This is a genomic window from Streptomyces sp. NPDC050625, from assembly GCF_040654755.1.
Classification (GTDB): Bacteria; Actinomycetota; Actinomycetes; order Streptomycetales; family Streptomycetaceae; genus Streptomyces.
On record NZ_JBFAIQ010000013.1, the window covers coordinates 86817 to 106585 of the forward strand.

Here is a 19769-nt window from a genome sequence, read left to right on the forward strand (position 1 = left end):
CTCCACGGCCGGCCCGCCGTGCGGATGCATCCGCCCCGGTCCGGACAGCGATCCAACTACCCTCCACCACCGGGAGGTTGAGCCGTACGGAATGGTCGGCAAGGCTGACGACCATGCGCTCCGGCAGCTGTGGATCGCCCAGCGTCGTCGCGGAGTCGACCCACGCCTCCGCCTGCGGACCTCCGGTCGGCGGCCGCCCCTTGACCGGCTCCGCCAAGTGACCGGCTCCGCCAAGTTGACGTGCTCACGCCGCTCCAGCCCTCCGCAGCCGACCCGCCCTCAGGGACGACAGCCCCTCCCTCCGTCGCGCTCCCGCGACCGTCCGACCACCGCGCAGAAGAAACACCGCGGCCCCGGACGGGCTGTCCTCCGTCCGGGGCCGTCGGCTTGTGGTGTCAGCCGTCCAGGGACGTCATGACGTGCTTGATGCGGGTGTAGTCGTCGAAGCCGTACGCCGACAGGTCCTTGCCGTAGCCGGACTTCTTGAAGCCGCCGTGCGGCATCTCGGCGACCAGCGGGATGTGGGTGTTGATCCACACACAGCCGAAGTCGAGCCTCTTGGACATCCGCATGGCGCGGCCGTGGTCCTTGGTCCAGACGGAGGAGGCGAGGGCGTACTCGACGCCGTTGGCCCACTCGACGGCCTGGTCCTCGTCGGTGAAGGACTGGACGGTGATGACCGGGCCGAAGACCTCGTTCTGGACGATCTCGTCGTCCTGCTTCAGACCGGAGACGACGGTCGGGGCGTAGAAGTAGCCCTTGTCGCCGACCCTCTGGCCGCCCGCCTCGACCTTGGCGTGGGCGGGGAGGCGCTCGATGAAGCCGGTGACCTGCTTGAGCTGGTTCGGGTTGTTGAGCGGGCCGAACAGCACGTCCTCGTCGTCCGGCTGCCCGGTCTTGGTCTCGGCGGCGGCCTTGGCGAGCGCGGCGACGAACTCGTCGTGGATGGACTCCTGGACGAGGACGCGGGTGGCGGCCGTGCAGTCCTGGCCGGCGTTGAAGAAGCCCGCCACGGAGATGTCCTCGACGGCCTTGGCGATGTCGGTGTCCTCGAACACGACGACCGGCGCCTTGCCGCCCAGCTCCAGGTGGACGCGCTTGACGTCCTTGGCCGCGGACTCCGCGACCGACATGCCGGCGCGGACGGAGCCGGTGATGGAGGCCATCGCCGGGGTCGGGTGCTCGACCATCCGGCGGCCGGTCTCCCGGTCGCCGCAGATGACGTTGAAGACGCCCTTGGGCAGGATCGAGCCGAGGATCTCGGCGATCAGGACCGTGGAGGCCGGGGTGGTGTCCGAGGGCTTCAGGACGACGGTGTTGCCCGCGGCGATCGCCGGGGCGAACTTCCACACGGCCATCATCATCGGGTAGTTCCACGGCGCGACCTGGGCGCAGACGCCGACCGGCTCGCGGCGGACGATGGAGGTCATGCCCTCCATGTACTCACCGGCGCTCCGCCCCTCCAGCATGCGGGCGGCGCCCGCGAAGAAGCGGATCTGGTCGACCATCGGCGGGATCTCCTCGGAGCGGGTCAGCCCGGTCGGCTTGCCCGTGTTCTCCACCTCGGCCGCGATCAGTTCCTCGGCGCGCTCCTCGAACGCGTCCGCGATCTTCAGCAGGGCCTTCTGCCGCTCCGCGGGCGTCGTGTCGCGCCAGCCGGGGAAGGCCGCGGCGGCGGCCGCCATGGCGGCGTCGACGTCAGTCTGCCCGGACAGCGGCGCGGTCGCGTACGCCTCGCCCGTCGCGGGGTTGACCACCTCGGTGGTCCGTCCGTCGGCGGCGTCCCGGAACTCGCCGTCAATGTAGTTCCGTAGTGTGCGCAGCCCACGCAGCTCGGTGCTCACTGCCGGCCTCCTGATCAGGTTCAAGCTGTCCAATCGCTGAGACACCCACCCTAATCGGCAGTCCCACGTTTTCAACACCCCCGTCGGCGCAACTTCTGCGAAATCCGCAGGAGCAGGTCGCGCAAACAACGAATTTCATCGATACGGCCTTGCGGAAGTGTCGAGACGTCGTGCACAGTGAGCTCGTGGCCAGTCGAAGCGCAGACCAGAGGGACTCGTCCCGCGAGTCCAGGAACGGCAACAGTCCCCAGCTGGACGCCGTCTCCCTCGCCATCATTCAGCAGCTCCAGGAGGACGGCCGCAGGCCGTACGCCGCCATCGGCAAGGCCGTCGGCCTCTCCGAAGCGGCCGTGCGCCAGCGCGTCCAGAAGCTGCTGGACCAGGGCGTGATGCAGATCGTCGCCGTCACGGACCCGCTCACCGTGGGCTTCCGCAGGCAGGCGATGGTCGGGATCAACGTCGAGGGCGATGTCGAGTCGATCGCGGACGCGCTGACCGCCATGTCGGAAGTCGAGTACGTGGTGATGACCGCGGGCTCGTTCGACATCCTCGCCGAGATCGTCTGCGAGGACGACGACCACCTGCTGGACGTCATCAACAAACGCATCCGGGCCCTGCCCGGGGTGCGCTCCACCGAAAGCTTCGTCTATCTGAAGCTGAAGAAGCAGACCTACATGTGGGGAACCCGATAACCGTGACCCAGAAGGACCTCAGCCGCACCGCGTACGACCACCTGTGGATGCACTTCACCCGCATGTCCTCGTACGAGAACTCCCCCGTCCCGACCATCGTCCGGGGCGAGGGCACCTACATCTACGACGACAAGGGCAAGCGCTACCTCGACGGTCTCGCCGGTCTGTTCGTGGTCCAGGCCGGTCACGGCCGCACGGAGCTCGCCGAGACCGCCTTCAAGCAGGCGCAGGAGCTGGCGTTCTTCCCGGTGTGGTCCTACGCCCACCCGAAGGCCGTGGAGCTGGCCGAGCGCATCGCCGACTACGCCCCGGGCGACCTGAACAAGGTCTTCTTCACCACCGGCGGCGGCGAGGCGGTCGAGACCGCCTGGAAGCTGGCCAAGCAGTACTTCAAGCTCACCGGCAAGCCGACCAAGTACAAGGTCATCTCCCGCGCGGTCGCCTACCACGGCACCCCGCAGGGCGCCCTGTCCATCACCGGCCTGCCGGGCCTGAAGGCCCCCTTCGAGCCGCTGGTGCCGGGCGCGCACAAGGTCCCGAACACCAACATCTACCGCGCCCCGATCTTCGGCGACTACCCGGAGGCCTTCGGCCGCTGGGCCGCCGACCAGATCGAGCAGCAGATCCTCTTCGAGGGCCCCGACACCGTCGCCGCGGTCTTCCTGGAGCCCGTGCAGAACGCCGGCGGCTGCTTCCCGCCCCCGCCCGGCTACTTCCAGCGGGTCCGCGAGATCTGCGACCAGTACGACGTGCTGCTCGTGTCGGACGAGGTCATCTGCGCCTTCGGCCGCCTGGGCACGATGTTCGCCTGTGACAAGTTCGGCTACGTCCCGGACATGATCACCTGCGCCAAGGGCATGACCTCGGGCTACTCCCCGATCGGCGCCTGCGTGATCTCCGACCGCCTCGCCGAGCCGTTCTACAAGGGCGACAACACGTTCCTGCACGGCTACACCTTCGGCGGCCACCCGGTCTCCGCGGCCGTGGGCCTGGCCAACCTGGACCTGTTCGAGCGCGAGGGCCTCAACCAGCACGTCCTCGACAACGAGTCGGCGTTCCTGTCCACCCTGCAGAAGCTGCACGACCTGCCGATCGTCGGCGACGTCCGCGGCAACGGCTTCTTCTACGGCATCGAGCTCGTCAAGGACAAGGTGACCAAGGAGTCCTTCAACGACGAGGAGACCGAGCGCGTCCTGTACGGCTTCCTGTCCAAGGCGCTCTACGAGAACGGCCTGTACTGCCGTGCCGACGACCGCGGTGACCCGGTCGTCCAGCTCGCCCCGCCGCTGATCTCCAACCAGGACACGTTCGACGAGATCGAGCAGATCCTGCGCGCGACGCTCACGGAGGCGTGGACGAAGCTCTGATCTTCCGCCTGGATGATCAACGCCGGCCCCGGTGCCGTCCGTTCGAGTGAGAACGGACGCCCGGGGCCGTGTGCTGTCCGGCCTCCAGCCGGGACCTGCCTAGCGTGCCAGTGACCGATCGGCCCGGCTTTCGTTCCCCCGGAAGGCCCTTTCGTCATATTCCCGTCGCCCGTCCGGAGGGCAGGCGGGCGTGCGACGACGGGGCCTCACGGGGGATCGGGCACGGGAAAACGGATCAGAACCGAGGTGTACGCCATGGAGGCCCCGCCGGACAACGACGTGCTCTGGGCACGCTCCCTGCACTACCGGTACCCCGACGGCTCGCCCGCGCTCGCCGGCGTCTCGCTCGGTGCGCGGGAGGGCGAGATCCTTGCCGTCAGCGGCCCGCGCGGCAGTGGCAAGACCACCCTGCTGCGCTGTCTGTCCGGCCTGGTGCCGGTGCGGCACGGCGAGGTCTGGTTCAACAGCGTGCCCGTCCACACCATGGGTCCGGTCGGGCGCGAGCGGCTGCGCCGGGACCGCTTCGGCTGGATCGATCCGGCACCGCTGCTCGTCCCCGAGCTGAACGTCTGGGAGAACGCGGCCCTCCCCCTGATGCTGCGCGGCACCAGCCGCCGCCGGGCCAAGACCGCCGCCCTGGAGTGGCTGGAGCGCCTCGACATCGGCGACAAGGCGCGCAGGCGCCCGCACGAACTGCTCCAGGCCGAACGGCAGCGCGCCTCGATCGCCCGGGCCCTGGCGCCCGCCCCGGCGGTCCTGTTCGCCGACGAGCCGACGGCGCCGCTGCACCGCGCCGACCGCTCCCATGTGCTGCGCACGCTGATGACGGCGGCCCGCTCGCACGGCATCACGGTGCTGCTGGCCACGCACGACTCCGAGACCGCGGCCCTGGCCGACCGCACGGTGTCCCTGCTGGACGGGCGGCGCGTGAACACCGTGCATCTGCCTCCGGCGCCCGATACGGAAGGCCGGGCCGCGTGCTCGCTCTCCGCCTGACCCGGGTCGCCCACCTCGCGGTCCAGCTGCGCCGCCTCCTCGTGGCCACGGCCGCCGCGGGCACGGGCTTCCTGCTCCTGGCCGCCCTCGGCTACGCGCTGAGCCACCCCGAGGACCCGGCAGCCGGCTCCCTGCGGCTGGCCTGGTGCGCGCTGCCCCTGGCGGCCACGGTGTACCTCGCGGTCGGCGTCGCCCGCACCGATCCCGCCACGAAGCCCCGCCCCGGCCTGTCGGCCCTCGGTCTCGGCCCGGCCCGGCTGATGGCGATCTCGGTGCTCACGACGGCCCTGTCCTGCGCGCTGGGCTCGATGCTGGCGCTGCTGTTCTTCCTCCATCTGCGCGGCGACCTCACCGGCATGCCCTTCGACGGCGCCGCAAAGGAGTTCCTGGCGGCGGGCGAGCCCCTCCCGCTGCCGGCCACGCTCACCCTCCTCGCGCTGGTACCGGGGATCGCGTCCGCGGCGGTGGCCCTCACGCTGCGCCCGCGCGACGCCCGCCCCGCGGCCGGGCGCGGGGCTCGCACGGGCGGCCGCTTCGGGTCGCACGGCCACGCGGCATCGCGGGAGACGTTCGGGGCGTACGGCCGCTTCGGCACACGTCTGAGGATCGGCGGCAGCCGCCCGGCACCGGGCGGCGGCCGGGACACCGGGACGGACGCCCGCCCGGCCACGGGCGTCCCGGCACCAGGTGTCCCCGCAGCGGGCGTCCCCGCACCGGCGGACGGCACCTCGCACGACCCGGACCATGAGACCGACGCCCGCGCAGCGGAGCCGCACGCCCCGCGCTGGACCGGAACGCTCGCTCCCGCCCCGCACGGCTCCCCGGCCGGCCTCCCCTGGGGCTTCGCCGTTCTCGCCGCGGGCCTCGCCGTCGAGGCGTACACGAGCCGCTCCGGCCCCGTGGCCCTCCCCGGCGACGCCGTCGGCGGCACCGCCGGAGTCCTGGCCGGCTGGGCCCTGACGGCCCTGGGCCTGATCCTGGCCGCCCCGGGCCTCACCCATCTGTGCGGCCGCCTGCTGCAGGCGGCGCGCCCGGGAGCGCTCCGCCTCCTCGCCGGCCGTGTCCTCATGGCGGAGGCCGGCCGCATCGGCCGCCCGGTGGGCGTGGTCTGCGCGGTCGCGTCGGGCACATACACGATGACCGCGCTGTACGGCGGCGCCGCACCCTCCTTCTTCGGCCCGCTGACCGTCCTCGGCACCCTCCTGGTCACCGGCTGCACCGTGGCCACCCTGTTCACGGCGGCCGTGGAGGCCCGGCAGTCCCGCGCCGACACCACCGCCGCCCTGCTTCGGCTCGGTGCGCCCACGCGCATGCTGCGCAGTGCCGCCGCCCTGCGCGCGGGCGCCCTGCTGGTCCTCTTCGCCCCGCTGGCGCTGGTGACCGCGCAGCTGACGGCGCTCCCGCTGGCCCGCTGAGAATCCGCGGAAGAAAGTTCGCGCACCGCCGATGACTTCTCCGGCGGCCCGGTGTCTACCCCTGCGAACGGCACGAACCCCGAGGGAGAGAACGTCATGTACCAGCAGATGATCTTCGTGAACCTGGCCACCAACGACGTCGATGCGGCGAAGAAGTTCTTCACGGAGCTCGGCTACTCGATCAACCCGCAGTTCAGCACCGACGACTGCGCCTGCGTCGTGATCAGCGACACGATCATCGCGATGCTGCTGAGCAAGCAGCGCTACGCCGACTTCACGAAGAAGGAGATCGCCGACTCGACGAAGACCAGCGAGACGCTGATCTGTCTGAGCGCCGAGAGCCGCGAGAAGGTCGACGAGCTGGTGGACAAGGCGATCGCGGCCGGCGGCTCGGCGACCGGTGAGACCCAGGACCAGGGCTTCATGTACGGCCGCGCCTTCGACGACCTCGACGGCCACACGTGGGAGGTCATGTGGATGGACCCGGCCGCGGTGCAGGGCTGACGGGACACCGGTCCGCCGCCCCGAACGCCTGTGCCAGCATGGGCGGGTGCATCCGACACCCGCTCAGCCCCACCGCGCCGCCAACGACCATGAGGTCGAGTCGCTCGCCGAGTTCGACGAGGTCGTCGCCGGACCCGGCTCGCTCGCCGGGTTCCGTGTCCAGGCCGTCGATCTGACGGACCGTACAAAGGCCCTGCTCTCCGTCGACTCCGCCGGGGCGGTCTTCCTCGGCTGCCCGATGGACCCCGAGGCCGCCGCCCGGGTACGGGCGGCGGGCGCGCTGGTGTTCCCGCCCGTGCCGGACCTCCCCTTCGACCCGTACCGGGGATTCGTCTATTCCCCCGACGAGCTGTTCGAATCGCTCGACGAGGGGTACGAGGCGACTCCGGACGCACGGGCCTACGGCTGGTTCCAGCGGACGAAGGCCGACGGGGACGTGTACGCCTCCATGCTGCGCGCGGTCCACGACGACGCCGTCTCCGACGCGCTCGACGAACTCCTCGTGGACACCCGGGTGGTGGGCGTCATGGGCGGACATGCCATGGCCCGCGGCACGCAGGCCTACGGCGACGCCGCCCGCCTCGGCCGCGAGCTGGCGCGCGCCGGTCTCACGGTGGCCACCGGCGGCGGACCGGGCGCCATGGAGGCGGCGAACCTCGGCGCGTACGCCGCTCCGTTCGACGACGGGATGCTGGCGGAGGCGCTGCACCTCCTCGCCGGGGCACCCTCGTTCCGGCCGTCCGTCACCGACTGGGCCCGCGCCGCCTTCGAGGTGCGCGACCGCTGGCCGGGCGGCGGCGCCTCCGTGGGCATCCCCACCTGGTTCTACGGCCACGAACCGCCCAACGCCTTCGCCGCGCACATCGCCAAGTACTTCGCCAACTCCGTGCGCGAGGACGGCCTGCTGGCCCGCTCCACCGGGGGCGTGGTGTTCCTGCCGGGCGCCGCCGGGACCGTGCAGGAGATATTCGACAACGCGACTCCCAACTACTACGAGTCGCGCGGTGAGCCCACGCCGATGGTGCTGGTGGACCGGGCGCACTGGACGGAGCGGCTGCCGGCCTGGCCGTTGTTGCGGGCGCTCGCCAGGGAACGGCGGATGGAGGCCAGAATCGCCCTGGTTGACCGGATCGAGGAGGCTCCGGAGGCGTTGAAACGTCTCGGCGGTTAATGAGCGGGCAAAGTCAACACCTGTAGGCGGCATATGCATTGACACTGCCGATGAAGCGCTTATAAACCTGTGAGTCACCTGGGGCGGTGGAGCCTCGCCTGGTCATTGCTTCATCTGCCCCTCAGCCCCCCGCAGTTGTGCAATCCGAAAAGGACAAACGTGTCCATGACCCGCCGCAGTGCACGTTCCGTGCGCATCCTGGGTGTTGCCTCCGCTTCCGCCGCGCTGGTGCTGGGCGTCGCCAACACCGCGCTCGCGTGCGACATCAAGGAGTTCTCCGCCGAAGCCACCTGTGACGGCTCCAAGGGCGTCATCGTCGTCACCGACAAGGACCCCTTCGGCACCCCGGCCGTCATCACCGTGTTCCTGGAGAACAACGGCGCCGACGCGAAGAAGGTCGGCAAGCCGGAAAACATCAAGGGCTCCAAGGACGGCACCACGGTCACCTTCGCCGAGGACTGGAAGCCGAACGCGACGTACCGCATCCACGTCAAGGCCGGCAACCAGGTCAACGCGGACATCACGCCGAACCTGACCACCCCGTCCACGGCCTGCAAGGCCGAGGACAGCCCGACCCCGACCCCGTCGGCCACCCCGTCGCCGTCGAAGTCCACCCCGGCCGAGTCCGACTCCCCGACCCCGTCGGCCTCGGAGAGCACCAGCACCGCCCCGGCGGCGACCCCGAGCAACGCGCCGTCCCCGGCGGCCGGTGACTCGAACCTCGCCGAGACCGGTGCGAACTCCAACACCGGCCTGATCGCCGGCATCGCGGCCGCCCTGGTCGTCATCGGCGGCGGAGCCGTGTTCTTCGGCATGCGCCGCCGCGGAACGAACAACGGCCGCTGAGGCCTCACTTCACTCCCGTACACCGTCGTGGCCCGTCCCCGCATCCCCGGGGGACGGGCCACGACCGTTCAGCCGTGATGTGGCCTGGTCAGCAGGCCGGGCAGGGCGACGGTGGCCTTCCCGCGATCAGTCGAGTACGACGATTTCGGTCGGGTCGAACTCCACGCCGACCGCTGCTCCGACCTCCGGGGCCTCCCGCAGTGCGCACGCCGCCTCCAGGCGTGGGGTGCCGTCCTCGGGGCGGAGGTGGAGTGCGACATGGGTGCCCTTGAAGGTGCGGGCGGTCACCGTGCAGCGCAGGCCCTCGTCGGCCGCGACGAGCCGCACCCCGGCGGGTCGTACGAGCAGCGAGCACGCACCCTGCGGCGCGTCCTCCGGTACCGGGAGCTTGCCCCACGGCGTGACCGCGGCCGTCCCCGCGACCGTCGCCGGCACCACGTTGTCGAAGCCGAGGAAGCGGGCCACGAACTCGTCCGCCGGGCGCTGCCACACATCGAGGGGCGTTCCGGACTGGGCGATGCGCCCGTCCCGCATCACCACCACCCGGTCGGCGAGCGCGAACGCCTCGCCCTGGTCGTGCGTCACGGCCAGCACGGTGGTGCCCAACCGGCCGAACAGCTCCCGGAGTTCGACGACCAGCCGTTCCCGCAGCGAACGGTCCAGCTGGCCGAGCGGCTCGTCCAGCATCAGCAGCCGGGGCCGGGGCGCGAGGGCCCGGGCCAGCGCCACCCGCTGCTGCTCACCGCCGGACAGCCCGGCGACGGCCCGGCGGGCGGCGCCCGGAAGCCCCACGAGCTCCAGCAACTCCCGTACCTGGGCGTCCTGTTCCCCCTTGGCCTCCCCGCGCATCCGCAGCCCGAACGCCACGTTGCCGCCCACGTCACGCTGCGGGAACAGCTGATGGTCCTGGAACATCAGCCCGACCCCCCGCTTGTGCGCGGGGACCCGGCCCTGGTCGCGCCCGTCGAGCGACACCCGTCCGAGGTCCAGCGGCTGGAGCCCGGCCACCGCCCGCAGCAGCGTCGACTTGCCGCTGCCGCTGGGCCCGAGCACACACACGATCTCGTGCTCGCAGACATCGAGATCGACGGCGTCGAGCACGGCCCGCCCGCCGAAGCGCACGGTCGCGGACTCAAGGCTCAGCAGCATCAGAACTCCCCCGTCCGGTCGGTCCGCAGCCGTTCGAGCACCAGCAGCGCCACCGCGCACACCACCATCAGAATCGTCGACAGGGCCATCGCCTGCCCGTAGTTGAGATCACCGGGCCGGCCGAGGAGCCGCGCCACCGCGACGGGCAGCGTCGGGTTGTCGGGCCGCGCGATGAACACGGTCGCGCCGAACTCCCCCAGCGACACGGCGAAGGCGAACCCGGCAGCGATCAGCAGCGCCCGCCGCACCATCGGCAGATCGACCTCCCGCCACACCCGCCACGGCGACGCCCCGAGCACGGCCGCCGCCTCCCGAAGCCGCCCGTCCACCGCTCGCAGCACGGGCAGCATGGTCCGTACGACGAAGGGCACACCGACCAGCGCCTGCGCGAGCGGCACGAGGATCCAGGACTGACGCAGATCCAGCGGCGGCTTGTCGAGGGCGATGAGGAATCCGAAGCCGACGGTCACCGCGGACACGCCCAGCGGCAGCATCAGCAGCGCGTCGAAGCCGCGGACGATCCGGCCGGCGTCACGGCGGGCGAGCGCGGCGGCGGCGAGGGCGCCGATGACCACGGCGATGGCGGTGGCGGCGACGGCGTACTGGAGCGAGTTCCCGATCGCGCTGATCGGCGCCACCAGGAACGTACCGCCGTCGTCGCGGGTCAGCGCCCGGTAGTAGCTGAAGCCGGGGGTGTCGAAGGAACGCTGCACCAGGACCGCGAGCGGCAGGACGAGGAGCACGGCGACCGTGGCGAGGACACCGGCCAGCAGCGCCCACTGCCCCGCCCCGCGCGGCCGGCGCGCCGTCACCGACGCGTCCACCAGCCGCAGCGCCGTCTCCCGGCGCCGTACGGTCCACGCGTGCACGGCGAGGATGGCGCCCACCGCGACGAACTGGACGATCGTGAGGACGGCGGCCGTGGAGAGGTCGAAGATCTCGGAGGTCTGCCGGTAGATCTCGACTTCGAGGGTCGAGAAGGTCGGACCGCCGAGGATCTGCACCACACCGAAGGAGGTGAAGGTGAACAGGAACACCATCAGCGCGGCGGCGGCCACGGCGGGCGCCAGCGCCAGGAGGGTCACCTTGCGCCAGGCCGCCAGGGGCGAGGTGCCCAGCATCCGGGCGGCCTCCTCCTGGCGCGGGTCGAGCTGCGACCACAGACCGCCCACCGTGCGGACGACGACCGCGTAGTTGAAGAAGACGTGCGCCAGCAGGATCGCCCACACGGTCGTGTCCAGCCGTACGCCCCACAGGTCGTCGAGCAGCCCGCCCCGGCCGACCAGCGCGAGGAACGCCGTACCGACGACGACGGTGGGCAGCACGAACGGGACGGTGACGACGGCCCGCAGGACCTGCTTGCCCGGAAAGTCGAGGCGCGCGAAGACATACGCGGCGGGCAGCGCGACCAGCAGGGTGAGCGCGGTGGAGGCGAGCGCCTGCCAGGTGGTGAACCACAGCACGTGCCGGATGTCGGACTGCGCGAGTACGTCCGTGATCCGCCCGAACCGCCAGACGCCGTCGGCCTTCAGACCGCGGGCGACGATCGCGGCGACGGGGTAGGCGAAGAACAGCGCGAAGAACGCGACCGGCCCGGCCATCAGTCCGAGCCGCGCCGCGTTCCCCGTACGGCCCTTGGCTACTTCAGTACGAGCGACGTCCACGACTTGACCCACTGGTCACGGTTGGCGGCGATCTTTTCGGGGGCCATGGTCTCCGGGTCCTTGGCCTGCGGGCCGTACTTCACGAACTCGGCGGGCACCTGGGCGCCCTCGCGCACCGGGTAGACGAACATGTTGAGCGGCATGTCCTCCTGGAACTCCTTGCCGACCAGGAAGTCGAGGAACGCCTTGGCGCCCTTGGTGTTGCGGGCGTTGCTCAGCAGGCCCGCGTACTCGGTCTGCCGGAAGCAGGTGCCGGTGGCCACGCCGGTGGGGGCGGTGCTGGGCTTCGGCTTGGCGAAGATGACCTCGGCGGGCGGCGAGGAGGCGTACGAGACGACGAGCGGACGGTCGCCGCCCGCCTTCTTGCCGCCGGCCGAACCGGAGAACTCCTCGTTGTAGGCCTGCTCCCAGCCGTCGACCACCTTGACGCCGTTGGCCTTCAGCTTCTTCCAGTAGTCCGGCCAGTTGCCGTCGCCGAACTTCGCGGCGCTGCCGAGCAGGAAGCCGAGGCCGGGCGAGGAGGTCGCCGCGTTCTCCGTGACGAGGAGGTTCTTGTACTCCGGCTTGACCAGGTCGTCGAAGGACGACGGCGGGGTCAGCTTGTGCTTGTCGAAGTAGGCCTTGTCGTAGTTGACACAGATGTCGCCGGTGTCGATGGGCGTGACCCGGTGCTTGTCCTGGTCGACCCGGTACTGGGGCAGGATCAGGTCGGAGCCCTTGGCCTCGTACGACTGGAACAGCCCGTTGTCGAGGGCGCGGGAGAGCAGGGTGTTGTCGACGCCGAAGAAGACGTCGCCCTGGGGGTTGTCCTTGGTGAGGATCGCCTTGTTGACGGCCTGGCCCGCGTCGCCGTCGTTGAGGACCTTGACCTTGTACCCGGACTGCTTCTCGAAGTCCTTGAGCACGTTCTTCGAGACGGCCCACGAGTCGTGGCTGACGAGGGTGACGGTCTTGGAGTCGGCCGACCCCTTGCCGTCGGACGACCCGCACGCGGACAGCGTGACGAGACCGAGCCCGACGGCGACGGCGACGGCGACGAAGGTCTTGTTGTGCACTGGATTCCTCCTGGGGTTGACCAGGAAGAGACGCGGCCCTACCCGGATTGTCCGGGCAGGGCGCAACAGCTTGAGTAGTGACCGAACTTCCTACCCAGAATGACCTGGGCGAGGTTCAGAGGGTCTGCGGCCCGATTGCCGCACTCTCAGCGCTGTGGCGCTCCCCTGTCGGAATATGAAGATGTGGTGAGACGCAATGGAACTCAGCCAGATTACCTCTCGGTGGCCGCGAGCTGACCACACGCTCCGTCGATCTCCTGGCCACGGGTGTCCCGGATGGTGACCGGCACCCCATGAGCCGCGATGGCCTCGACGAACGCCTTCTCGTCCTCCGGCCGCGACGCGGTCCACTTGGAACCCGGCGTCGGGTTCAGCGGGATGAGGTTGACGTGCACGGGCTTGCCCTTGAGCAGCCGGCCGAGCCGGTCGCCGCGCCAGGCCTGGTCGTTGATGTCCCGGATCAGCGCGTACTCGATGGACAGCCGGCGGCCGGACCTGGCGACGTACTCGAATCCGGCGTCGAGCACCTCGCGCACCTTCCACCGCGTGTTCACGGGGACGAGGGTGTCGCGCAGTTCGTCGTCGGGAGCGTGCAGGGAGATCGCCAGCCGGCACTTGAAGCCCTCGTCGGCGAAGCGGTGGATGGCCGGGACGAGCCCGACGGTCGACACGGTGATCCCGCGCTGCGACAGCCCGAGCCCGTCCGGCTCGGGATCGGTGAGCGCACGGATCGCCGCCACGACCCGCTTGTAGTTGGCGAGCGGCTCGCCCATGCCCATGAACACGATGTTGGACAGCCGGGCCGGGCCGCCGGGCACCTCGCCGTCCCTGAGCGCCCGCATCCCGTCCACGATCTGGTGCACGATCTCGGCGGTGGACAGATTCCGGTCGAGCCCCGCCTGCCCGGTCGCGCAGAACGGGCAGTTCATCCCGCACCCCGCCTGCGAGCTGATGCACATCGTCACCCGGTCCGGGTACCGCATCAGCACCGACTCGACGAGCGTCCCGTCGAACAGCCGCCACAGCGTCTTGCGCGTGGTCCCCTGATCGGTCGACAGATGCCGCACGACGGTCATCAGCTCGGGAAGCAGCGCTTCCTGCAGCTTGCCGCGAGACGCGGCCGGGATGTCGGTCCACTCGGCCGGGTCGTGCGCGTAGCGCGCAAAGTAGTGCTGAGACAGCTGCTTGGCACGAAACGGCTTCTCCCCGACGGCGGCAACGGCTTCCTTCCGCTCGGCGGGCGAGAGGTCGGCAAGATGCCGCGGCGGCAGCTTGGCTCCGCGGGGGGCGACGAAAGTGAGTTCTCCGGGCTTAGGCATGGCGGTACCAGTGTCGCAGATCCACTTGGGTGGCCCGGGGCCCCGCCGTTTCGCCATGGGTGGCCCGGGGCCCACCGTGTCGCCGTGGATGGCCCGGGGCCCACCGTGTCGCCGTGGATGGATCACCGTCGCCGAGCTTGGCGCGAACATGACCGAAGAGACATGACGTGTTCACGTTTGATTTGCATGGACACCTCCCCTGCCCTCAATTCTCGCGATCATGAAACCGCTGAAGACCCTGCGCCTGACCGTGCCCATGGGACTCGCCGCCCTCATGCTCACCGTGGCGGGCTCGCTGTCCACCGCGTCCGCGGCGACCGACTGGACGTACAAGAACGCCTACGAGGGCAACTGCCTCACCGCGTCGACCGTGACCGACAAGGTATGGTCGGGCTCCTGCAACCAGTCGCCGGGCACCTACTGGAACTGGGGCGGCGAAACGTGGCAGGACTACCCCTCCGGGCGGACGTACCGCCGGCTGGTGAGCGCGGCCACCGGCCAGTGCCTCACCACGGACACCAAGTCCGCCACCAACGCCCTGTGGATGTCCGCCTGCGGGAACGGTCCCGATCAGTTCTGGAACGCCGACTACGACGACCTGCGCAACCTCGACGGAAACCTTCTGCGCACCTCGGCCAACGGTGACGCCGTCTACTCCACCCCCTGGGGCCAGGACGGCATCGAGACCTCACGCTGGACCTGGTACGGCACGCACTACTGACACCGACCGCTCCACGACGCACGCACACACAGGCGAGCCCCCGTCCTCGGTGAGGGCGGGGGCTCGCTCGCGATGGTGGGCCGTGGCCGAGCCCACGAAGCCGTGGCTATGCCGAGCCGACGAACAGGACCAGCAGCAGCCATACCACCGGTGCCGTCGGCAGGAGTGAGTCCAGGCGGTCCATGATGCCGCCGTGGCCGGGGAGCAAGGTGCCCATGTCCTTGATGCCCAGGTCCCGCTTGATCATGGATTCGCCGAGGTCGCCGAGCGTGGCGCTGGCCGCGACCGCGAGGCCCAGCAGGAGGCCCTGCCACCAGCTGCCGCCGTCGATCAGGAACTGCATGCACAGGGCGCCGGCCACCATCGCGAAGGCGACCGCGCCGAGCAGGCCCTCGCGGGTCTTGCCGGGGCTGATGCGCGGGGCGAGCTTCGTCCTGCCGAAGCGCCAGCCGACGGCGTACGCGCCGGTGTCGCTGACGACCGTCAGCAGGAGGAAGGTCAGGACGCGGAACGGGCCGTCGTCGGCCGTCAGCATCAGCGAGACGAACGTGGCCAGGAACGGCACGTAGAACGCAGCGAAGACACCGGCCGTGACGTCCTTGAGATAGCCCTCGGGCGGCTCCGTCATGCGCCAGACCAGCACCGCGAGCGCGGTCAGCGCCATCGCCACCCAGGCGCCCTCGACACCCCGGACGTACCCGGCGACGACCATCGCGGCGCCGCCGAGCGCCAGCGGCACCAGGGGCGCCTTGATGCCCTTGCGCTCCTGGAGACGGCTGGTCAGCTCCCACAGACCCACCACGACGGCGACCGCTATGACGCCGACGAACACGGCCTTGACGATGAACAGAGAGGCGACGATCACCACACCGAGCCCGATGCCGACGCCTATGGCAGCACTCAGATCGCGGCCCGCACTCTTTTTCTGCGGTGCGGGCGCCGGCTGCGGTGCGTCGGGCATGGGCTCCGGATTCTGCGGCGCCACCGGGTAGGGCTGCGCCGTCGGGGTCTCGTCTCGGAACAAGGGGCCGCTCAGCCGGGCGGCCCCCCGGTCCTCATCCTGGTCTCCGCCGTACGCGGGTACGTCGTCGGGCACGATGGGCATGGGGCGAGTGTGCTGCGCGTCAAGCGCATCGTACGCGGGACCCGCCGGGGCGGCTCCCTGGGCATGGCCCTGGCCGTAGCCGTGGCCATGCCCCTGGTCGGTGGGCCCCCAGTACCCGGTCTGTGGCGGCGCCCCCCAGGAAGAGTCGTTCATCAGACCTCGAGCAGCTCCGCTTCCTTGTGCTTCAGGAGCTCGTCCACCTGGGCCACGTACTTGTGCGTGGTGTCGTCGAGTTCCTTCTCGGCGCGGCGACCCTCGTCCTCGCCGGTCTCGCCGTCCTTGATCAGCTTGTCGATCGCGTCCTTGGCCTTGCGGCGGACGGAGCGGATGGACACGCGCGCGTCCTCGGCCTTGCCCTTGGCGACCTTGATGTAGTCGCGCCGGCGCTCCTCGGTAAGCTCGGGGAACACCACGCGGATGATGTTGCCGTCGTTGCTCGGGTTGACGCCCAGGTCGGAGTCGCGGATCGCCTGCTCGATGTTGCGCAGGGCGCTCTTGTCGAACGGGGTCACGACCGCCATGCGCGGCTCCGGCACGGAGAACGAAGCCAGCTGGTTGATCGGCGTCGGCGCGCCGTAGTAGTCGGCCACGATCTTGTTGAACATCGCCGGGTGCGCACGGCCGGTGCGGATCGCGGCGAAGTCCTCCTTGGCGACCACGACGGCCTTCTCCATCTTCTCCTCGGCTTCGAGGAGGGTCTCTTCGATCACCACTTGCTCCTGCGTGTCTTGAGTAGGCCCGGCTGCGTTCCTTGGCGGTGGCGGCGGCCGGCTGCGTCGCGTCTTCTTCCTGCACGGTTCCCGACCGGCAGGACATTGTCCATCCCCCGGTCAGGGACCGGGTGCATCTACGGTCAGTCCCGGGTGCCCTGGTCACCCACCAGCGTGCCGATCTTCTCACCCTTGACGGCCCGCGCGATATTGCCCTCCGCGAGGAGCTCGAACACGAGGATCGGGAGCTTGTTGTCGCGGCACAGCGTGATGGCGGTGGCGTCGGCGACCTTGAGGTCGCGCGTGATGACCTCGCCGTAGCCGAGGGAGTCGAACTTGACGGCGTCCGGGTTGGTCTTGGGGTCGGAGTCGTAGACCCCGTCCACCCCGTTCTTGCCCATCAGCAGCGCCTCGGCGTCGATCTCCAGGGCGCGCTGGGCGGCGGTGGTGTCGGTGGAGAAGTACGGCATGCCCATACCGGCGCCGAAGATGACCACACGGCCCTTCTCCAGGTGGCGCACGGCGCGCAGGGGGATGTACGGCTCGGCGACCTGGCCCATGGTGATGGCGGTCTGCACCCGGCTGTCGATGCCCTCCTTCTCCAGGAAGTCCTGGAGGGCGAGGCAGTTCATCACGGTGCCGAGCATGCCCATGTAGTCCGAGCGGGCCCGGTCCATGCCGCGCTGCTGGAGTTCGGCGCCGCGGAAGAAGTTGCCGCCGCCGATGACGACGGCGATCTCCGCGCCGTCCCGCACGACGGCCGCGATCTCGCGGGCGATCTTGTGCACCACGTCGGGGTCCACGCCCAGGCCCCCGCCGCCGGAGAATGCCTCACCGGACAGCTTCAGCAGAAACCGGCCGCGTACTTTGCCGTCGTCGCTCTTCTGGGGCTTGGTGGTCATGGAGATCCCGCCTCTTTCACGTGTTGCACATACAAAGAAGGCCATTGCCGATGGGGTCGTTTTTCGCTCCCATGCGCGGCAATGGCCTCCTCGTCAGATCTGCTGTCGTCCGTCACGCGCGTGTGCGGGGCGGCATACGCGAACGGAACGGCCGACTGCTGTCGACCCTATCGGGGTCGCGCGTCGATCGCGGTACGGACTCAGATGCCGACCTTGATGCGCGTGAAGCGCTTCAGGGTGACACCGGCCTCGTCCAGCACCTTCTGGACCGACTTCTTGTTGTCCAGCGCGTACGGCTGGCCGAACAGCGTGGCGTCCTTGAAGAAGCCGTTGACACGACCCTCGACGATCTTGGCGATCGCGGCCTCGGGCTTGCCCTCGGCGCGGGTGGTCTCCTCGGCGATGCGGCGCTCGGACTCGACGACCTCGGCCGGGACGTCCTCCTTGGAGAGGTACTTCGGCGCGAAGGCGGCGATGTGCTGGGCGACGCCCTTGGCGACCTCGGCGTTGGGCTTGTCGAGCTCGACGAGCACACCGATCTGCGGGGGCAGGTCGGGCATCGTGCGGTGCATGTAGGCGGTGACGAAGCCGTTGGAGAACTGCGCGAAGCGGTCCAGGACGATCTTCTCGCCGAGGTTGGCGTTGGCCTCGTCCACGAACGCCTGGACGGTCTTGCCGGGCTCGATCTCGGAGGCGAGCAGGGCCTCCAGGTCGGCCGGGGAGGTCTTGGCGACGTGCTCGGCGATGGTGTTGGCCACGGCCTGGAACTTGTCACCCTTGGCGACGAAGTCCGTCTCGCACTTCAGCTCGACGAGAACGCCGGAGGAGTTGTCGTCGGCGATGATGGAGACCACGGCGCCGTTCTCGGCGGAGCGGCCCTCGCGCTTGGCGACGCCCTTCTGGCCCTTGATGCGCAGCGCCTCGACGGCCTTCTCGACGTTGCCCTCGGCCTCGTCCAGCGCCTTCTTGCAGTCCATCATGCCGGCGCCAGTGAGCTCACGAAGCTTCTTGACGTCGGCGGCGGTGTAGTTCGCCATGAGTCTGTGAATCTTTCTCGAAGTCTGGAGGATCGAAGATCAGGGGATCTGCAGTTCCCATGTAGCCGGGGGCTGCTGACGCGCCGCTGATCCGCGGGTGAACGGCGGGGGCGGACTTCACCGCGCCGGAGGCGCTGATGAATGCGCCGCCCCCGCCGTCAACACTGACGCTGACGGGGTCAGGCCTGCTCGCCCTCGGCGGCCGGGGCCTCGGCGGCGGGAGCCTCGGCGGCGGGGGCCTCGGCAGCAGGAGCCTCGGCGGCGGGGGCCTCGGCAGCCTCGGCGGCCGGAGCCTCGTCCTTCTTCTCGCCCTCGAGCAGGTCGCGCTCCCACTCGGCGAGCGGCTCGCCCGCGGCCTTCTCGCCCTTCTCGCCGGTGGCGACGCCGGAACGGGCGATGAGGCCCTCGGCGACGGCGTCGGCGATCACACGGGTGAGCAGGGTGACGGAGCGGATCGCGTCGTCGTTGCCCGGGATCTTGTAGTCGACCTCGTCGGGGTCGCAGTTGGTGTCGAGGATGGCGACGACCGGGATGTTGAGCTTCCGGGCCTCACCGACCGCGATGTGCTCCTTCTTGGTGTCCACGATCCAGACGGCGCTGGGCACCTTCTGCATCTCGCGGATACCACCGAGGGTCTTCTCCAGCTTGGCCTTCTCGCGCGAGAGCACGAGAAGCTCCTTCTTGGTCAGACCGGACGCGGCGACGTCCTCGAAGTCGATCTGCTCGAGCTCCTTGAGGCGCTGCAGACGCTTGTAGACGGTGGAGAAGTTGGTGAGCATGCCGCCCAGCCAGCGCTGGTTGACGTAGGGCATGCCGACGCGGGTGGCCTGCTCGGCGATGGCCTCCTGCGCCTGCTTCTTCGTACCGACGAACATGACCGTGCCGCCGTGGGCGACGGTCTCCTTGACGAACTCGTAGGCGCGGTCGATGTACGACAGCGACTGGAGCAGGTCGATGATGTAGATGCCGTTGCGCTCGGTGAAGATGAAGCGCTTCATCTTCGGGTTCCAGCGACGGGTCTGGTGACCGAAGTGGACGCCGCTCTCCAGCAGCTCCCGCATCGTGACGACGGCCATGGCCGCTCTCCTTGAGTTTCTCGGTTGTGCCGCGGGTACCGGCCGGCACCCGCGCCTGACGCCCGAGTGCGCCTTGCCGCGAGGGACCGAGAGGCGCTGACACCTGTTTGTGATCATCAGGTGTCGGGGCGTGCGAAGTCGACCCGGTGGCCCGGATCGCCAAAAGAAGTGTACGGGACCCGCGAGGCACCGGGTG

18 protein-coding genes and 1 riboswitch are annotated in these 19769 nt (G+C 70.0%); of the genes, 8 read left to right on the forward strand and 10 right to left on the reverse strand.

The genetic code is table 11. The features are described 5' to 3' along the window. Nucleotides 1–395: 395 nt before the first annotated feature. The gene (locus tag AB0I54_RS26670) at nucleotides 396–1844 is read right to left on the reverse strand and encodes a gamma-aminobutyraldehyde dehydrogenase (protein WP_363298689.1); all 1449 of its coding nucleotides are present in this window, start codon (nucleotides 1842–1844) and stop codon (nucleotides 396–398) included. A gap of 170 nt (nucleotides 1845–2014) precedes the next feature. Between AB0I54_RS26670 and AB0I54_RS26675 the strand changes: the two genes are divergently transcribed. The 7 genes from AB0I54_RS26675 to AB0I54_RS26705 all read left to right on the forward strand — a co-directional run bounded on the left by AB0I54_RS26675 (nucleotide 2015) and on the right by AB0I54_RS26705 (nucleotide 8835). Beyond that, nucleotides 2015–2536, forward strand: a complete 522-nt coding sequence (locus AB0I54_RS26675; protein WP_363298690.1) for an Lrp/AsnC family transcriptional regulator — start codon at nucleotides 2015–2017, stop codon at nucleotides 2534–2536. Beyond that, the gene (locus AB0I54_RS26680; RefSeq protein WP_363298691.1) at nucleotides 2521–3903 is read left to right on the forward strand and encodes an aspartate aminotransferase family protein; all 1383 of its coding nucleotides are present in this window, start codon (nucleotides 2521–2523) and stop codon (nucleotides 3901–3903) included. Before AB0I54_RS26675 ends, AB0I54_RS26680 begins: the two co-directional genes overlap by 16 nt. 255 nt (nucleotides 3904–4158) lie before the next feature. Then, the gene (locus AB0I54_RS26685; RefSeq protein ID WP_363298692.1) at nucleotides 4159–4899 is read left to right on the forward strand and encodes an ATP-binding cassette domain-containing protein; all 741 of its coding nucleotides are present in this window, start codon (nucleotides 4159–4161) and stop codon (nucleotides 4897–4899) included. Continuing rightward, nucleotides 4881–6314: a hypothetical protein gene (locus AB0I54_RS26690; protein WP_363298693.1), complete on the forward strand. Its 1434-nt coding sequence runs from the start codon at nucleotides 4881–4883 to the stop codon at nucleotides 6312–6314. The genes AB0I54_RS26685 and AB0I54_RS26690 overlap by 19 nt, the downstream gene beginning before the upstream one ends. 96 nt (nucleotides 6315–6410) lie before the next feature. Next, the gene (locus AB0I54_RS26695) at nucleotides 6411–6818 is read left to right on the forward strand and encodes a VOC family protein (RefSeq protein ID WP_363298694.1); all 408 of its coding nucleotides are present in this window, start codon (nucleotides 6411–6413) and stop codon (nucleotides 6816–6818) included. Nucleotides 6819–6864: 46 nt separating this feature from the next. After that, nucleotides 6865–7989, forward strand: coding sequence for a Rossmann fold nucleotide-binding protein (locus AB0I54_RS26700; RefSeq protein ID WP_363298695.1), 1125 nt, complete (start codon nucleotides 6865–6867; stop codon nucleotides 7987–7989). A gap of 159 nt (nucleotides 7990–8148) precedes the next feature. Further along, nucleotides 8149–8835, forward strand: a complete 687-nt coding sequence (locus AB0I54_RS26705) for an LAETG motif-containing sortase-dependent surface protein (protein ID WP_363298696.1) — start codon at nucleotides 8149–8151, stop codon at nucleotides 8833–8835. 126 nt (nucleotides 8836–8961) lie between these two features. Here AB0I54_RS26705 and AB0I54_RS26710 read toward each other — a convergent pair whose 3' ends face one another. From AB0I54_RS26710 to rlmN, 4 genes are all read right to left on the reverse strand, one after another. Further along, nucleotides 8962–9984: an ABC transporter ATP-binding protein gene (locus tag AB0I54_RS26710; RefSeq protein ID WP_363298697.1), complete on the reverse strand. Its 1023-nt coding sequence runs from the start codon at nucleotides 9982–9984 to the stop codon at nucleotides 8962–8964. After that, complete coding sequence (locus AB0I54_RS26715; protein ID WP_363298787.1) at nucleotides 9984–11585, reverse strand: iron ABC transporter permease; 1602 nt, start codon at nucleotides 11583–11585, stop codon at nucleotides 9984–9986. Before AB0I54_RS26715 ends, AB0I54_RS26710 begins: the two co-directional genes overlap by 1 nt. Before the next feature lie 38 nt (nucleotides 11586–11623). Next, complete coding sequence (locus AB0I54_RS26720) at nucleotides 11624–12703, reverse strand: thiamine ABC transporter substrate-binding protein (protein ID WP_363298698.1); 1080 nt, start codon at nucleotides 12701–12703, stop codon at nucleotides 11624–11626. Nucleotides 12704–12772: 69 nt separating this feature from the next. After that, a riboswitch (TPP riboswitch) is annotated at nucleotides 12773–12880 on the reverse strand. A gap of 35 nt (nucleotides 12881–12915) precedes the next feature. Continuing rightward, nucleotides 12916–14022, reverse strand: coding sequence for a 23S rRNA (adenine(2503)-C(2))-methyltransferase RlmN (rlmN, locus tag AB0I54_RS26725; RefSeq protein WP_363298699.1), 1107 nt, complete (start codon nucleotides 14020–14022; stop codon nucleotides 12916–12918). A 220-nt stretch (nucleotides 14023–14242) separates the two neighbouring features. Here rlmN and AB0I54_RS26730 point away from each other — a divergent pair, with 220 nt between their 5' ends. Beyond that, nucleotides 14243–14743, forward strand: coding sequence for a hypothetical protein (locus tag AB0I54_RS26730; RefSeq protein ID WP_363298700.1), 501 nt, complete (start codon nucleotides 14243–14245; stop codon nucleotides 14741–14743). 106 nt (nucleotides 14744–14849) lie between these two features. Here the strand turns inward: AB0I54_RS26730 and AB0I54_RS26735 are convergent, their stop codons facing one another. The 5 genes from AB0I54_RS26735 to rpsB all read right to left on the reverse strand — a co-directional run bounded on the left by AB0I54_RS26735 (nucleotide 14850) and on the right by rpsB (nucleotide 19573). After that, nucleotides 14850–16001: a phosphatidate cytidylyltransferase gene (locus AB0I54_RS26735; RefSeq protein WP_363298701.1), complete on the reverse strand. Its 1152-nt coding sequence runs from the start codon at nucleotides 15999–16001 to the stop codon at nucleotides 14850–14852. Then, nucleotides 16001–16558, reverse strand: a complete 558-nt coding sequence (frr, locus tag AB0I54_RS26740; protein ID WP_037781101.1) for a ribosome recycling factor — start codon at nucleotides 16556–16558, stop codon at nucleotides 16001–16003. Before frr ends, AB0I54_RS26735 begins: the two co-directional genes overlap by 1 nt. A gap of 143 nt (nucleotides 16559–16701) precedes the next feature. Continuing rightward, complete coding sequence (pyrH, locus tag AB0I54_RS26745; RefSeq protein ID WP_363298702.1) at nucleotides 16702–17460, reverse strand: UMP kinase; 759 nt, start codon at nucleotides 17458–17460, stop codon at nucleotides 16702–16704. Between the two features lie 200 nt (nucleotides 17461–17660). Next, complete coding sequence (tsf, locus tag AB0I54_RS26750; protein WP_363298703.1) at nucleotides 17661–18497, reverse strand: translation elongation factor Ts; 837 nt, start codon at nucleotides 18495–18497, stop codon at nucleotides 17661–17663. 179 nt (nucleotides 18498–18676) lie between these two features. Continuing rightward, complete coding sequence (gene rpsB, locus AB0I54_RS26755; protein ID WP_363298704.1) at nucleotides 18677–19573, reverse strand: 30S ribosomal protein S2; 897 nt, start codon at nucleotides 19571–19573, stop codon at nucleotides 18677–18679. Nucleotides 19574–19769: the final 196 nt, after the last annotated feature.

Bases quoted from the DNA above. Each gene is read 5' to 3' on its own strand.
- AB0I54_RS26685 (WP_363298692.1), top strand. From the start codon at position 4,159: ATGGAGGCCCCGCCGGACAACGACGTGCTCTGGGCACGCTCCCTGCAC.
- AB0I54_RS26695 (WP_363298694.1), top strand. From the start codon at position 6,411: ATGTACCAGCAGATGATCTTCGTGAACCTGGCCACCAACGACGTCGAT.
- AB0I54_RS26710 (WP_363298697.1), bottom strand. From the start codon at position 9,984: ATGCTGCTGAGCCTTGAGTCCGCGACCGTGCGCTTCGGCGGGCGGGCC.
- AB0I54_RS26715 (WP_363298787.1), bottom strand. From the start codon at position 11,585: ATGGCCGGGCCGGTCGCGTTCTTCGCGCTGTTCTTCGCCTACCCCGTC.
- rlmN (WP_363298699.1), bottom strand. From the start codon at position 14,022: ATGCCTAAGCCCGGAGAACTCACTTTCGTCGCCCCCCGCGGAGCCAAG.
- AB0I54_RS26730 (WP_363298700.1), top strand. From the start codon at position 14,243: ATGAAACCGCTGAAGACCCTGCGCCTGACCGTGCCCATGGGACTCGCC.
- AB0I54_RS26735 (WP_363298701.1), bottom strand. From the start codon at position 16,001: ATGAACGACTCTTCCTGGGGGGCGCCGCCACAGACCGGGTACTGGGGG.
- pyrH (WP_363298702.1), bottom strand. From the start codon at position 17,460: ATGACCACCAAGCCCCAGAAGAGCGACGACGGCAAAGTACGCGGCCGG.
- tsf (WP_363298703.1), bottom strand. From the start codon at position 18,497: ATGGCGAACTACACCGCCGCCGACGTCAAGAAGCTTCGTGAGCTCACT.
- rpsB (WP_363298704.1), bottom strand. From the start codon at position 19,573: ATGGCCGTCGTCACGATGCGGGAGCTGCTGGAGAGCGGCGTCCACTTC.